This is a genomic window from Marinobacterium sp. MBR-109 (genome assembly GCF_040547565.1).
GTDB lineage: Bacteria > Pseudomonadota > Gammaproteobacteria > Pseudomonadales > Balneatricaceae > Marinobacterium.
Window position 1 is genome coordinate 1 of record NZ_JBEPPZ010000015.1, and the last position, 13,724, is coordinate 13,724.

At 56.1% G+C, this 13,724-nt stretch carries 13 protein-coding genes and 1 pseudogene; 6 read left to right on the plus strand and 8 right to left on the minus strand.

Annotated elements, in window-relative coordinates:
• Positions 1–263: 263 nt before the first annotated feature.
• Together ABIE60_RS15250 and ABIE60_RS15255 are read right to left on the minus strand one after the other, a co-directional pair.
• Positions 264–626, minus strand: coding sequence for a prepilin-type N-terminal cleavage/methylation domain-containing protein (locus tag ABIE60_RS15250; protein WP_354470378.1), 363 nt, complete (start codon positions 624–626; stop codon positions 264–266).
• A 339-nt stretch (positions 627–965) separates the two neighbouring features.
• Positions 966–1,073, minus strand: a pseudogene (locus ABIE60_RS15255) (prepilin-type N-terminal cleavage/methylation domain-containing protein); the annotation flags it as partial.
• 279 nt (positions 1,074–1,352) lie between these two features.
• Between ABIE60_RS15255 and pilB the strand changes: the two are divergent.
• Genes pilB through ABIE60_RS15280 form a run of 5 tightly spaced genes read left to right on the plus strand, consistent with a single transcriptional unit; the run spans position 1,353 to position 6,037 of the window.
• Positions 1,353–3,068: a type IV-A pilus assembly ATPase PilB gene (gene pilB / locus ABIE60_RS15260; RefSeq protein ID WP_354470379.1), complete on the plus strand. Its 1,716-nt coding sequence runs from the start codon at positions 1,353–1,355 to the stop codon at positions 3,066–3,068.
• A 12-nt stretch (positions 3,069–3,080) separates the two neighbouring features.
• Complete coding sequence (locus tag ABIE60_RS15265) at positions 3,081–4,325, plus strand: type II secretion system F family protein (protein WP_354470380.1); 1,245 nt, start codon at positions 3,081–3,083, stop codon at positions 4,323–4,325.
• Between the two features lie 3 nt (positions 4,326–4,328).
• Positions 4,329–5,201: a prepilin peptidase gene (locus tag ABIE60_RS15270; protein WP_354470381.1), complete on the plus strand. Its 873-nt coding sequence runs from the start codon at positions 4,329–4,331 to the stop codon at positions 5,199–5,201.
• Positions 5,201–5,812 carry a dephospho-CoA kinase gene (gene coaE, locus ABIE60_RS15275; RefSeq protein WP_354470382.1) on the plus strand — a complete coding sequence of 204 codons (612 nt, stop codon included), beginning with the start codon at positions 5,201–5,203 and terminating at the stop codon, positions 5,810–5,812. The genes ABIE60_RS15270 and coaE overlap by 1 nt, the downstream gene beginning before the upstream one ends.
• Entirely contained in the window at positions 5,813–6,037 is a 225-nt protein-coding gene (locus tag ABIE60_RS15280; RefSeq protein ID WP_354470383.1) for a DNA gyrase inhibitor YacG, read from the plus strand. It begins immediately after the preceding gene.
• Between the two features lie 7 nt (positions 6,038–6,044).
• On the opposite strand, the gene ABIE60_RS15285 is transcribed toward ABIE60_RS15280, so the two are convergent.
• From ABIE60_RS15285 to ABIE60_RS15310, 6 genes are all read right to left on the minus strand, one after another.
• On the minus strand, positions 6,045–6,761 hold the full coding sequence (locus tag ABIE60_RS15285; protein WP_354470384.1) for a hypothetical protein: 717 nt from the start codon (positions 6,759–6,761) through the stop codon (positions 6,045–6,047).
• Positions 6,758–7,492, minus strand: a complete 735-nt coding sequence (locus tag ABIE60_RS15290; protein WP_354470385.1) for a tyrosine-protein phosphatase — start codon at positions 7,490–7,492, stop codon at positions 6,758–6,760. Before ABIE60_RS15290 ends, ABIE60_RS15285 begins: the two co-directional genes overlap by 4 nt.
• 3 nt (positions 7,493–7,495) lie before the next feature.
• Complete coding sequence (locus ABIE60_RS15295; protein ID WP_354470386.1) at positions 7,496–9,742, minus strand: GumC family protein; 2,247 nt, start codon at positions 9,740–9,742, stop codon at positions 7,496–7,498.
• A gap of 2 nt (positions 9,743–9,744) precedes the next feature.
• Positions 9,745–10,287 carry a polysaccharide biosynthesis/export family protein gene (locus ABIE60_RS15300; protein WP_354470387.1) on the minus strand — a complete coding sequence of 181 codons (543 nt, stop codon included), beginning with the start codon at positions 10,285–10,287 and terminating at the stop codon, positions 9,745–9,747.
• A 71-nt stretch (positions 10,288–10,358) separates the two neighbouring features.
• Positions 10,359–11,534 carry an outer membrane beta-barrel protein gene (locus tag ABIE60_RS15305; RefSeq protein WP_354470388.1) on the minus strand — a complete coding sequence of 392 codons (1,176 nt, stop codon included), beginning with the start codon at positions 11,532–11,534 and terminating at the stop codon, positions 10,359–10,361.
• Between the two features lie 75 nt (positions 11,535–11,609).
• A complete protein-coding gene (locus ABIE60_RS15310; protein WP_354470389.1) occupies positions 11,610–12,128 on the minus strand; it encodes a hypothetical protein in 519 nt (172 codons plus the stop codon).
• A 249-nt stretch (positions 12,129–12,377) separates the two neighbouring features.
• Between ABIE60_RS15310 and ABIE60_RS15315 the strand changes: the two genes are divergently transcribed.
• Positions 12,378–13,724 carry an O-antigen ligase family protein gene (locus ABIE60_RS15315; RefSeq protein WP_354470390.1) on the plus strand — a complete coding sequence of 449 codons (1,347 nt, stop codon included), beginning with the start codon at positions 12,378–12,380 and terminating at the stop codon, positions 13,722–13,724.

Below are 13,724 nucleotides of genomic sequence, written 5' to 3' on the forward strand. Positions count from 1 at the left end.
GCGCTGAATAATGTGCAAAGGCACACCGTCCAGAACAATACGCGCACGGCGAGGCATAAAACTCCCCCATCAAATCCGTTTAATGGAAGCATCACGATATCAGGAAATGGGGTCTAAGAAATGGGGAAATGGGGTCTGTCCCCTTTTTCTCTCTTTTTCTGGCAGGAAATGGGGTCTGTCCCCTTTTTCACCGTCCTTTGGTAAATGGGAAATGGGGTCTGTCCCCTTTTTCTCTCAGGGTCTGCCCCCCCCTTTTTCCTCTTTTAAGGCCCAACACCCGCACTGAGCACACATGAGGTGCTTGCATTCAAATTACAACTAATTCCTGTATCACCCGGCGAAACGGGATACGCCTGAATTTCAGAGTTGACCGACAGATTTGCAATGGTGTTGGCATCTGTAATCCAGTCGCAGGCGGACTCATTAGGTACGGGAATAGCAGCAGTACCATCCGTAACAGCGACCAGCACACTCATGGTATAACCCTTTGCCTCACCCAAGCAGGCATTGTTTGCCGCGCTTGTCACGTAATCCAGATAAGCTGGTAGCGCAATCGCAGCCAGAATACCGATGATTACCACCACAATCATCAGCTCGATTAGTGTAAAACCCTTTGCCCTGTTCATAGCCACCCCCGGCATTTGTGGACATCGGTCAAAGACAAAGAAGCCCCGACAGTGCAGGGCTTCCTCAGGGTCAAATCTACTCTGAGCCTTTTCCCGTTAAAGTCCAGCTTTCAGGCTACAGTTTGCATTTACATCACACTGAATTGCATCTGCATCCTGATCACCAGGTGCATTCGGAGTAGCTGTAAAAGCTGTCATTGCTGTAGCGGCAGCTCCTGGGAAAGTGGCATAAGCCGAGCACGACGCTCCAGCCGGCTGTGGCACAGCATCAGCCTCAGCAATTGCGATCAAAGCCGCATTTGCCGCCCCCTTAGCCTCAGCCAAACAAGCATTGTTTGCCGCCTTACGCGTATAATCCTGATAAGCCGGCAGCGCGATCGCAGCCAAGATACCGATGATCGCTACAACGATCATAAGTTCGATCAGGGTGAAACCCTTCTGATTCATCTGTTTTTTCATGGTTATCTCTCCAGCGAGTTAACATTCCTATAAGAGGTACAGCAGTCGGGCACAACTCCTGTTCCCCCGACGCTGAGTTTGATACTAGGCCAGCCTTTACCCACCTGTCCAGCCTGAACGCCAACTTAACGCAAAATTAAGTTGAGCTGAATCAAACGCACGCCATTTTAGAGGGATCTGTTTACAGTTTGACTGCCGCTGTGCTTTGATTGCCCCTATCATAGCCCACTAGTACGTAAGACAGAGCCTCAGCTTACAGGAGTTCCGGTGTCCAGAGGATCACAACCCCTAACAGGGCTGGCCAAGCGGCTGGTCAATGATGGTGTTTTCTCCGCCGAAGTCGCGCAGGATGCGGTCGTACAGTCTCGTGATGCCAATCAGTCGTTTATCAGCTACATCATTGCCCACCGACTGGTGAGCGCCCACCGGGCAGCCACTGCCGCGTCGGAAGAGTTCGGCCTGCCGCTGCTTGACCTTGACGCTTTCAGTGAAGAGTCGGTACCGAAAGAGCTGATCTCGGATACGCTGATCAGCAAGCACCGGGTGCTGCCACTGATGAAGCGTGAGGGACGGGTATTCGTGGCGCTGGCCGACCCGACCAACATCCAGGCACTGGATGAAATCAAGTTTCATACCGGCACCACCACCGAAGCGGTGATTGCCGAAGAGGACAAGCTCAGCCGCCGGCTGGAGCACTACCTCGATCAGTCCAACAGCGCCATGGAGGAGCTGGAAGACAGCGACCTCGACAATATCGAGCTGGGTGAAGACCAGCCCGAGACCAGTGACAAGGAAACCGCTGAAGAAGCCGCCAACGACACGCCGATTGTGCGCTTTATCAACAAGGTGCTGCTGGATGCGATCAAGAAGGGGGCCTCGGATATCCACTTCGAGCCCTACGAGAAGAGCTACCGGGTGCGCTGCCGTATTGACGGCATATTGCAAGAGGTTCACCGGCCACCGCTGAATCTGGCCTCGCGCCTGTCAGCTCGCCTCAAGGTTATGTCGCGTATGGACATTTCCGAAAAGCGTGTGCCTCAAGATGGACGTATCAAGCTCAAGGTATCGGCCAAGCGTGCCATCGACTTCCGTGTGAATACCCTGCCCACGTTGTGGGGCGAGAAGATCGTGCTGCGTATTCTTGATCCAACCAGCGCCCAGATGGGGGTTGAGGCACTGGGTTTTGAGCCTGACCAGAAAGAGATCTACCTGTCTACACTTGAGCACCCGCAAGGGATGATTCTGGTGACGGGCCCAACTGGCTCGGGTAAAACCGTGACACTGTATACCGGCCTGAATATTCTCAATACCGAAGAGCGCAATATCTCCACGGCGGAAGACCCGGTCGAGATCAACCTTGACGGGGTAAACCAGGTGCATGTGAACCCCAAGGTGGGGCTGACCTTTGCCGAAGCCCTGCGCGCCTTCCTGCGTCAGGACCCTGACGTGGTGATGGTGGGTGAGATTCGTGACCTGGAAACCGCCGAGATCGCGATCAAGGCGGCCCAGACCGGCCATATGGTGCTGTCGACGCTGCACACCAACAGCTCACCTGAAACACTGACACGCCTGCGCAACATGGGCGTGCCAGCCTTCAACATCGCCACCTCGGTCAGCCTGATTATCGCCCAGCGTTTGGGCCGGCGCCTGTGTGAAAGCTGCAAGAAGCCGGTCACCCTGCCCGAAGCCACCCTGCTGGAAGAGGGCTTCACGCCGGATCAGATCCCCAACCTGCACCTGTTTGAAGCCGACCACGAGGGCTGCAACAAGTGCAACCGTGGCTACAAGGGGCGCGTGGGGGTATATGAAATGTTGAAGATGTCAGGCGAGATTGCCGAGTGCATTATGGATAACGGCAACTCGATTGATATACTCAGGGTAGCAAAACAGCAGGGATTCAAAACACTGCGCGAGGCCGCACTGATCAAGGTGGCCAGCGGCGTGACCAGTCTGGAAGAGATGAACCGGGTAATCAAAACCTGACAGGGATAGACTATGGCAACGGCAGCAAAAAAACGGGCGGTTAAAGAGCCCAAGCGCATTACCTTTGTCTGGAAAGGCAAGGACAAGAGCGGCAACGAGAGTAAGGGCAAGATCGAGGCCGAAAACCTGGCGGCGGCCAAGGCACTGTTGCGCAAACAGGGGATCAATCCCGGCAAGATCGGCAAGGAAAACGTGTCGATCTTCAGCGCCAAGAACAAGCCGGTCAAAGCCGTTGATATCGCCTTTTTCATCCGCCAGGAAGCGACGATGATGAAAGCGGGGGTACCGTTGCTGCAGGGGCTTGAGATCGTCGCCCAGGGCGCCGAAAAAACCAAACTCAAAAAACTGATCAATGATATCCGTGACGATGTCAACGCGGGCAGTGACTTCTCGCGTGCGCTGGCCCGCCACCCGGAGCACTTTGATGACCTGGTGGTGTCGTTGGTGCACGCCGGTGAGCAGTCCGGTGCACTGGAGACCATGCTCGACCGTATCGCGACCTACAAGGAAAAGGTCGAGTCCCTGAAGAAAAAGATCAAAAAAGCGATGACCTACCCGATTGCGGTTATCGTGGTGGGTGTACTGGTATCCGCGATTCTGCTGGTCAAGGTTGTACCTCAGTTTGAAAGCGTATTCGGCAGCTTCGGCGCCGACCTGCCCGCTTTCACCATGTGGGTGATCGGCATGTCGGAATGGATGCAGAAATGGTGGTTTATTCTGCTGATAGGCGCCGTTGCTGCGGGCTTCGCCTTCGCCAAGGCGCGGCAAAAATCGCAGAAGTTTTCCAACTTTGTTGACCGCGCCGTACTCAGAATACCCGCCCTTGGGCCCATTCTGCACAAGGCGGCCGTGGCCCGTTTCTCCCGCACACTGGCAACCACCTTCGCTGCCGGTGTGCCACTGGTGGAGGCACTTGATTCGGCGGCCGGCGCGGCCGGTAACGTGGTGTACGAAAACGCCATCATCCAGATTCGTAACGGGGTATCGACCGGCCAGTCGCTGACCAATGCCACCAATATGACCGGGGTGTTCCCGACCATGACGGTGCAGATGATTTCGATCGGCGAAGAGGCCGGCTCGCTCGACATGATGCTCGACAAGGTCGCCTCCTTCTACGAGGAGGATGTGGATAACGCCGTCGACAACCTCTCCAGCCTGCTGGAGCCGATGATCATGGTGGTGCTCGGTGTGCTGGTGGGCGGCTTGGTTATTGCCATGTACCTGCCGATCTTCCAGCTGGGCCAGGTGGTTGGCTGAGGCATGATAGAGTTTCTGGTTACAGAGCCGCTGGTTGCGGCTCTTTTTGCTTTGGTCATCTCGCTGCTGGTGGGCAGCTTTCTTAATGTGGTGATTTACCGCCTGCCGGTGATGATGCAGCGCGAGTGGGATGCGATGCTGCAAGCCGATGCCGTGCCGGGTGAAAACGCGGTTGCAGACCAAGAGCCTCAGGAGCGCTTCAACCTGATGCTGCCACGCTCGCGTTGCGGTCATTGCGGTCACCTGATTCAGTGGTACGAAAACATTCCGGTCATCAGCTGGCTGTTTTTGCGTGGACGCTGCAGTGATTGCGGCACACGCATCTCGGTGCGCTACCCACTGGTCGAGCTGCTCAGCGGTCTGATTGGTGGCTGGCTGATCTGGCAGTTTGGCCTGACACCACAGGGCGTGGCACTGGTAGTGTTGAGCTGGGGGCTGATCGCACTGACGTTTATCGACCTGGACCACCAGTTGCTGCCCGACAGCATCACTCTGCCCCTGCTATGGCTGGGGCTGCTGCTGAACACACAGGGCGTATTTACCTCGCTTGAGAGTGCGGTGTATGGCGCGGCAGCCGGCTATCTGGTGCTGTGGGGCGTGTACTGGCTGTTCAAGCTGGTTACAGGCAAAGAGGGGATGGGCTACGGCGACTTCAAGCTGCTGGCCGCCATCGGCGCCTGGGGGGGTATACAGGTGCTGCCGCTGGTGATTCTGTTGTCATCAGTGGTGGGGGTTGTGCTGGCATTCGGCCTGATTGCATTACGCCGCCATAGCGCGCAAAATCCCCTTCCGTTCGGCCCCTATCTGGCGATTGCCGGATGGGTTGCGCTGGTCTGGGGTGATCAGATCATTTCCGCTTATCTGGGGAGCTTTTGATGCTGGTAGCAGGACTCACAGGTGGAATCGGCAGCGGCAAAAGCGCTGCATCCGACTGTTTTATCTCGCTGGGTGTGCCGGTGATTGATGCCGACCGTGTGGCACGGCTGGTGGTAGAACCTGGCAGCGATGCGCTGGGCAAGATTGCGGCACACTTCGGTGATCACCTGATTCAGCCCGACGGCAGCCTCGACCGCGCCGCCCTGCGCCGCATCGTGTTTGACAAGGAGCGCGAGCGAAACTGGCTCGAAGCGCTGCTGCATCCACTGATTCGCGACCATATTCTCGACACGCTGGAACAGCTGGACGAACAGGGCCACGAATACGCCATTCTGGCTTCCCCTCTGCTGCTTGAAACCGACCAGCACCTGCTGATCAGCAAGGTGATCGTGGTGGACTGCCCTGAAGCGCAGCAGATCAGCCGCACCATGGCACGGGACAAGATCGAAGAAACACAGGTGCGCCAGATACTGGCCGCCCAGATGCAGCGCGACGAACGTCTGAAGCACGCTGATTTTGTACTGGATAACAGCGGCAACGAAGACCAACTGCGCGATGCGGTCAACGCACTGCACCCGCAACTATTGCAGTTGGCGCAGGAGGAAACATAAATGGCTGGCACTCTGCTCGACTGCCCCCAGTGCGGTACACCCACGCTTTACTCCACCGACAACCCGGACCGGCCGTTTTGTTCGAAACGCTGCCGCATGATTGATCTGGGTGAATGGGCCAGTGAAGGGTATCAGATAGCGGCAGAGCCAGAGCTGGATGAGTTCAGTTCGGGGATGATGGATGAGATGGAAGCGGGCCTGTACTCAATGCGCCGTGACCACTGAAATATGCTTACTGAACGCACCATTTGCGCCCTGAAGTGAGTTCTGGATCGACAGCGCCACACATCTCTTCGGTCAGCCTTGCCTGATCAATCAACCCCTTAAGGCGACCTGCCCGGCGACCATCCTGCCGCATGGTAAACTCAAAAGCCTGCCATGCGGCCTGACGCTGTTGTTGATCAAGCTGAGGCCAGGCAATAAAGCTGATCTCGGCCAGTGGCGCCTGCACACGCAACCGTGTCGGGCCAAGCTCATCCGCCCGCTGCAACGCCGCATGAAACTCGCTATCAAACTGCAGCAAACGTAACTTGATGAATGCCAACTGCACCCAGGTATAAGGCCACAGCGGTCGCACCTCGACTGAGGCTCGATAGGCATCCAGAGCCTTCAGACGGCTTTCTGAGGCGGCTTCAGCCCCAAACGGCAGCGCTACATGCCGCCATTCATGAACACGCCCCAAACGATCCAGATATTCGCCCTGCTGCCCGGTTACCGAAAACGAAACCGCACGCTCAGCCGCCTGTGCAGCCACATTCCAGGCCTTTTCAGAGGGGAGTTCGCCCTTCTTGCCCCAGTCATCCAAAAACATGCGGGACTGGCTGGCATAGATTGAAGAGACCAGCGTCATAAACGCGATGACCATCAGCCCCAGCGCCAACAGGGCAAGACCTGCCATAAACGGACGCCGGTAACGCTGAAACATGCCTGTATCTGAAGCCGTGTTCATGAACTGAAATGTACCTGTGCCAGGGTCCAGGGATTGAGTGTTACCAGCTCAGCCGCTTTTTTCTCACCAATAACCGCTGCCGCCGCACGCACACCCTCTTTCAGCTGTGGCGGTCGGTGGCGCGTGTTGTGGGCATCGGTGGCCAGAATGGTCACCTTGTCTTCCTGCAGCAGCTCAAGGGCCACTTCACGCGCGGTTTCACCGAAATGCCCCGCTACTGAAGCGGCCGTGACCTGCAGCAGGCAGCCCTGATCCAGAAAGGGTTTCAGCTTGCTGCGCGAGTTCATGATGCCCTTGTTACGCTCAGGGTGTGCGATCATCGGCTGAATATTGCGCCCGATCAGCCAGGCTGTGAGCTTTTCGGCCCCGAAAGGTACTTCGTTATGGGGAAACTCCAGCAGTAGTACCTTTTTGCCCTGCCACTCCCCCAAAAACGGTAGCGTGCCCATAGCGGCCCACTCCATCAGCTCAAGACCAAAACGCACTTCAGCGGCCCAGGCCACTTTCAGAGCGATGTTGTCAGCCTGAAGGGCCTGCTGAAACTGCTTAAAAGCAGCCTGAATGGTCTGCCGGGTGTTGTCATAACGCCCGGTGTGGATATGCGGTGTGCACACGAGATGGGTGATCCCGTCCTCGACCGCAATCCGTGCCAGCTCGATTGACGTGCTAACATCTTCCGCGCCGTCATCAATGCCGGGCAAAAGATGGTTGTGCAGGTCAATCATACCCATGGGTTATGCCTCTTTTGATTTACTGTCACCGCTGTAGCCATAGTAATCGTAGTAACCACCATAGCTGTAGCCGTACTTTTTCGCCTTTTTGATATCAACCTGGTTCAGTACCACGCCGGTAACCGGTGCATTGTTCTGCAACAGCTGGCCGACACCACGCTTGGCCAGCGGGATCGCCGTAGACTCGGACTTGATCACATAGATCAAGGCGTTGGCGTGGGTCGAGAGCACCAGTGCATCGCTCACCGCCTGGGTAGGTGGCGAGTCGATAATGATGCGATCGAATGTTTTCTCCAGTACGGACAAGACTTTTGCAAAGCGCTGAGATGACAACAGCTCCAGCGGATTCGGCGGTACGGTACCCGCCGGGATAACACTGACATTGTCATCCACAACCTTGATGCAGTCTTCCAACCGCGCAGTGCCCGCGACCAGGTTGGCAAGACCAGGCGTGCCCACCGGGAACTCAAAGCTCTTGGCAACTGTGGGCCGGCGCATATCGGCATCGATCAACAGCACCTTCTCCATCTGGCCCATGGCAAAGGCCAGGTTGGCCGCCACCGAGCTTTTGCCCTCACCGGGAATGGAAGAGGTTACCACCAGCACCTTGTGCGGGTTATCGAGCCCGGACAGCACCACCCCTGTACGGATGGTACGAATGGACTCAACGAAGGACTTGTCATCCCCCTTGGTGAACATTCTGGCCACATCCTTGCGCTCCTTGCCCTTCAGCAGGGGTAAAATGCCCAGTACCGGCAGGTTCAGCTTGTTCTCAACATCTTCAGTGCTTTTGAAGGTGTTATTGAGGAACTCAAGCAGCAGCGCCATGGCGACACCGGCCATCAGCGCCAGAATACCCGCCAGCAATACGATCAGGGACTTCTTCGGCTTGACCGGCACTTCAGGGACAACGGCACGGTCTACAATTCGCGCATTCACGGCTTCAAAGTCAGACGTTGCGGAGGTTTCTTTCAAGCGTGTCATGAAGGTATCGTAAAGCGAGCGGTTGGTGTCGACTTCACGCTGCAGCTCTCGCAGCTTGAATTCCTTGCGCTTGATATCCTGAATTTCAACCTTGTTCTGGTCAAAAGAGCCCTGCAGTGAACGCTCATTGGCGGTCGCCAGCTGGTACTCACGCTCAATGGAGGCTACCACCTGCTCAACCTGAGAGCGCAGGTTGGCTGTTGCCGCCTGAAGCTCGCTCTGGGCTGCAATCATGGTCGGGTGTTTGGGCCCATAGCGGCGTGACAGCTCTTCCACCTTGGCACGGGCGCGGCCTTCATCCGCCTTGAACTGCTGTACCAGCTGGTTACTCAGCACAGCCGGAACGGTTGCCAGTCGCCGCCAGCCGCCATCTTTCATGGCCGCCACCTGGCGATACTGGCTTTCAGCGGCTGCACGGTTACGGCGGGCATCAATCAGACGGTCACCGGTCTGTGACAGTTCGCCACCGGCCACGGTCGTGACCCCTTCAAGGTCAACCAGGTTTTCGCTTTCACGAAACGCCTGCAGCTTGCGTTCTGACTCCTGCAGCTTGTCCTTGAGGCCGCTCAGGCGCTCATTCATCCAGTCGGTAGCGGTCTGGGTCATCTGCAGCTTGGACTCAAGCTGGTTTTCGATATAGGCGTTAGCCAGCGTATTGGCTGCCTGGGCCGCCAGCCGCGAGTCAGCCATTTCGATCTCGACCTTCACCAGCTGGGTTTTCATGACCGGTGAAATGATGGTCCGACTCATGAAGTCACGCACGACCTGGTCGAATATTCTCGCCTCAGTCAGTGCTTCGTTCTGCTCCAGATCATCCGGCGTGGTAAAGGGCACCAGACCACTGCTGGTAATGCGATCCAACATCCCCTTGATGTCAATCAGCGGCTCTGGCTGCTGTCGCGGATCAAATTCGGGGTGTGTCGTCAGATTCAGCTGACGCACGACGCGCTCGGCCAGTTCACGCGATTTCAGCAGCTCAAACTGAGTTTGCAGGTATTCATTGCTGCCACCTTCAAGGCCGTACATATCCTGGATCGATACTGCTTTGGCCGTTTTCTGCTCGATCAGCAGAGTCGATACGGCGCGGTAGATGGGCGTCATGCTCATCACAATCAGCGTTGCCAGCATCATCACTACGATAGTAAGGGTGATAATGCTCCATTTGCGGCGCCAGATGGTGTTCCACAATTGCAGCAGATCAATTTCATCATCAGCCATGCGCTGTGCCAGCGAAGTCCGCTCCGGCTGAGTTGTTGTGTTTTCCATAATCAGAAGAAGCTCTGTTCGATAGTGATGATGTCACCCGGAAAAATCGGGGTGTCCATGGTGGCCTTGAACGTCCGCTTGTTGCCGTTTTCTTCACGGATAACCGAAATCTTGCTTTCGGATGCTCGCTCAGTCAGGCCGCCCGCCAGTGCAACTGCTGTACGCAGGCTCAAGCCGGGCTTGAACGGATAGCCACCTGGGGACTTGACCTCACCGTTAACGAAGAAGTCTCGGTATTCGATGATGCTGACCGAGATTTTCGGGTCGATCAGGTAGTCGCCCTTGAGGCCCTGAATCAGGGTTTGCTCAATGTCCGCCGCACTGCGGCCCTTGGCCCTTACCTCACCCAGAAAAGGATACGAAAACGTGCCCGCGTCATTCAGGCGTACTTTGTCAAAGCTCAGGTCTTCTTCACCGAACACGCTGATGCTGATCATATCGCCCGAACCAAGCCTGTACTGACTATCGCCCGCTGCCCAACCACTTGCAGGCGCCGCCAGCAGAGCCAATAAAAACATCACTGGCGCCAAGATACGCTGAAACATTTCGATACCCTTTAAACTTTTTACACAAAAAAGGGGAGTCTAAGCTCCCCTTCCGGACAACCCGCAGGGGGTTAGAGTCCCATAGTCAGCTTCAGCTGATACAGGCTGCGATCGTAGTTTTCACTGGCAACCGTAGACTCAACATCCTGGTACTTGTAGCCAACACCCACATCCACCCAGCGGCGCAGGTTGTAGTTCAGCCCCAGGCCAAACTCGTCGGTTTCATCGGTACGCGCATCTGCTGTGGTGTACTCGTAATCTTCTTCAATGTAGTTGTAGCTCACATCAGTCGACACACGGTTGCTCCAGGCGTGATTCCAGTTGATACCGTAACGTGTGGTATCGATGGAGTCTTCAGCACCCTGAGAGCCCTCTTCCAGGCTGCGGCGGGTATTCAGGCTAATCATGGAGTAGCTGCGCGGCTGCCAGTTGACACCGATCTCCCAGACATTACCACTTACATCTTCACGACCGGCTGAATCAAACTGCTTGTCGGTATAACCGATTTTGGCCGTACCGCTGGTTTTCGCGGTCGCGTCCCAGGTCACACCCAACAGGTAAGACATCGCATCGCTGTCCAGGTCAGAGGTGGACAGCTTGTAATCATAGTCGCTGTAGCGCAGCTCCAGCAACGCACGGGTCTTCGGTGCCACACGGTAGAATGCAGTAGCACTCAGGCTGGTGGTGTCACGATCCAGATCTTCGTTAATGCCATTATCGTTGTCATAGCGCAGCCACTGCTGGTTGGCACCCAGCTCGAACTGCATGGTGGCAGACTCGGCACCGTAACCGTATACACCACCGATGTTGTAGGTGTGGTACTTGTCGTTGACGCCCGCTGTCTCGGTATCCGCCACGTTCTCGATACGGTCATAGCCGGCATTCAGATCCAGACGGCTGCGCGAGCTGAACTCCATGTGCGCATCAGCATCCAGATGATGATCGGTGTTGTTGTCATCGCTGCTGGAGTGGAAGAAGTCGCTGTTGAACGCGTAGGTCAGCTTGTAGATATTCAGGCGATCCTGCGCGGCCAGCTCGAAGCTCGGGTTGATCGTGGTGATCCAGGTTGACTCTTCATTGATACCGGACGCACGGAAGTTGTCGTCATACGTTTCAGTGAGCTGCAGAGTCGGGGTGAACTTCATGCCACCCAGGTTCATCGATGCTGCTTCAATCGCATAGGTGGCCGAAGCACCACTCATTGCCATGGCAGCCACAAGTGCTTTCAGGGGAAATGTATTACGCATTTGCATAGCCTTTAGTATGTCCAGATTCCAGGCTCGCACACCCAGGCGTGCGAGCGGCACGTGGCGATAGAATTATCAGCTTTCGCTTGCGGAGCTACCGCTGGAGCCGGAGTCGCCACCTGAAGGTACGGATGTGGTGGTTTCGGTGGTGGTTTCACCGCTGCTGTCGCCGGTATTACTGTCACCTTCACCGCTATCGGCTACTGCCTGCTGGACAGCCTGAGTAATGGTATCGGCCTGCAACGGAGCGGCTGCAATCGCCGCGTCGCTGATGGCGGCGGCCTGAGCCGGTGCTGCGGCAGCGGCGGCCCTGGCGATAGCCACTGCAAATGCCTGGTTCTGAGCGACTGCCGCCTGAACGACAGCCTGAACAGCCGCTGTGTTATCACCCAATGAGGCAACAACCGCTGCAACCGCTTCAGCCAGTGCGGCTTCGTCAGTTGTAGCGGCTGCCAGCACCTGCTGCAGTGCGGCTTCGCTTGCCTGTGCGCCCTGAAGTGCATTCACCACAGCGTTGTAGGTGTTCTGGTCGGCCATTACAGAACCAGAGCCCAGCAGTGCGGCCAGTGAAATTGCGGTCAATGTTTTGCGCATGATTACGTCCTCATGATTGTATGTCGGGCGCAGCGGGTTGTGCCGTACGCACGTTATAACTAGCGTCAACGTTTGATTTTATGGCCTTGGCAGGCCTTTTTCCAGTGAAACTAAGTTTGAATGTGCACAATTGTACACATTCCTGACCAAACCTGACCTTAATTGGTCCGGCTGATACCTGTACTGGTCGTTCAAAGACAGTAGAATACGCCTTTATTTTCTGCCCCTTGCCTGAAGGAACACCGGCCCATGACTCAGCCGCGCTCTGTCACCGAGAACAGCCTGATCATCGCGACACTTTTGCTGCTGTGCTGGTTGCCACTGCCTGCCGCCAGTAACACCCAGTGGGCTGGTGCGCTGTTCAGTCTGGCAACCGGGCTGTTAACCTTTGTATGGGCACTGACCCAGGTTGGCAAATCCAGCAGTCATAACCGAGCACTGCCCAAAGCCTTGCCGATGTTTTTCCTGCTGCTGTTCACACAGCTCTGGGTACTGCTGCAGTGGCTTGCGGGCATCACTGCCGATAATGCTGAAACCTTTCATTACCTGATGCTGGGGCTCGGCTACAGCTTTCTGTTTATTCTGATTATTGGCCTGTTTCATACTCGGCGCCGTCTTACGGTGCTGGTCTCGACACTGGTTGTCAGTGCGACGCTACAAGCCTTTTATGGCAGTTTCATGACTTTGTCAGGTATCGAATGGCTTCTGTTCGAGCCCAAAACGGTTAACCGGGGCGTGGTAACCGGCACCTTTATCAACCGTAACCACCTGGCCGGCTACCTGGTGATGACATTGGGCTGCGGCATCGGCCTGATGATGGCACTGCGTGATGGTGCACCACTGCGCTGGAAGACGCTGCTGGAAATGCTGATGGGCCCCAAGGCCCGGCTGCGTCTGGCACTGGTGATTATGGTCATCGCACTGGTGATGACCCGTTCGCGCATGGGCAATACGGCGTTCTTCGCCGCTCTGCTGATCATTGGGGCACTGTTTGTACTGTTAAACAAGGAACACCGCCTGCGTAACAGCCTGATTCTGGCCAGCCTGATTGTGATCGATGTATTGGTGATCAGTCAGTTTTTCGGGCTTGAGCAGTTGCGTGACCGCATTGTGTCGACCCAGTTTGAAGACCATGTGGACGGCGATGTGGTCGTACAGCAGAAAAACGTTATTCGTACCGATGTATTCGGTTACGCCATTGACCAGTTCTACGATCGCCCACTGGTTGGCTTTGGCGCCGGCGCGTTTGAGTCAAGCTTTCAGTCATACCCCGGGGCTGAAATTCGGGGCCATTTTGACCACGCCCACAATGATTATCTGCAGTTTGCGATTGAGTATGGTCTGATCGGGGCCCTGCCACTGGCGGCTTTCGTGCTGCTGGCCCTGTATCATGCCCTGCGTGCGCTCTGGCGTACCGAGTCCTGGTACCGCAGCGGCATCGGTTTTGGGGCTTCAATTGCCATACTGGGCCTGTTGATTCACTCGTTTACCGACTTCAACCTGCAGATACCCGCCAACGCGGCAACCTTTGTCGTGATCTGCGCCATCGCCGTGCAGGCCCGTTACCATCGTAAAACACGCAAGCGAGAACACTGA

Bases quoted from the DNA above. Each gene is read 5' to 3' on its own strand.
- ABIE60_RS15250 (WP_354470378.1), bottom strand. From the start codon at position 626: ATGAACAGGGCAAAGGGTTTTACACTAATCGAGCTGATGATTGTGGTG.
- ABIE60_RS15265 (WP_354470380.1), top strand. From the start codon at position 3,081: ATGGCAACGGCAGCAAAAAAACGGGCGGTTAAAGAGCCCAAGCGCATT.
- ABIE60_RS15270 (WP_354470381.1), top strand. From the start codon at position 4,329: ATGATAGAGTTTCTGGTTACAGAGCCGCTGGTTGCGGCTCTTTTTGCT.
- coaE (WP_354470382.1), top strand. From the start codon at position 5,201: ATGCTGGTAGCAGGACTCACAGGTGGAATCGGCAGCGGCAAAAGCGCT.
- ABIE60_RS15280 (WP_354470383.1), top strand. From the start codon at position 5,813: ATGGCTGGCACTCTGCTCGACTGCCCCCAGTGCGGTACACCCACGCTT.
- ABIE60_RS15285 (WP_354470384.1), bottom strand. From the start codon at position 6,761: ATGAACACGGCTTCAGATACAGGCATGTTTCAGCGTTACCGGCGTCCG.
- ABIE60_RS15290 (WP_354470385.1), bottom strand. From the start codon at position 7,492: ATGGGTATGATTGACCTGCACAACCATCTTTTGCCCGGCATTGATGAC.
- ABIE60_RS15295 (WP_354470386.1), bottom strand. From the start codon at position 9,742: ATGGAAAACACAACAACTCAGCCGGAGCGGACTTCGCTGGCACAGCGC.
- ABIE60_RS15300 (WP_354470387.1), bottom strand. From the start codon at position 10,287: ATGTTTCAGCGTATCTTGGCGCCAGTGATGTTTTTATTGGCTCTGCTG.
- ABIE60_RS15305 (WP_354470388.1), bottom strand. From the start codon at position 11,534: ATGCGTAATACATTTCCCCTGAAAGCACTTGTGGCTGCCATGGCAATG.
- ABIE60_RS15310 (WP_354470389.1), bottom strand. From the start codon at position 12,128: ATGCGCAAAACATTGACCGCAATTTCACTGGCCGCACTGCTGGGCTCT.
- ABIE60_RS15315 (WP_354470390.1), top strand. From the start codon at position 12,378: ATGACTCAGCCGCGCTCTGTCACCGAGAACAGCCTGATCATCGCGACA.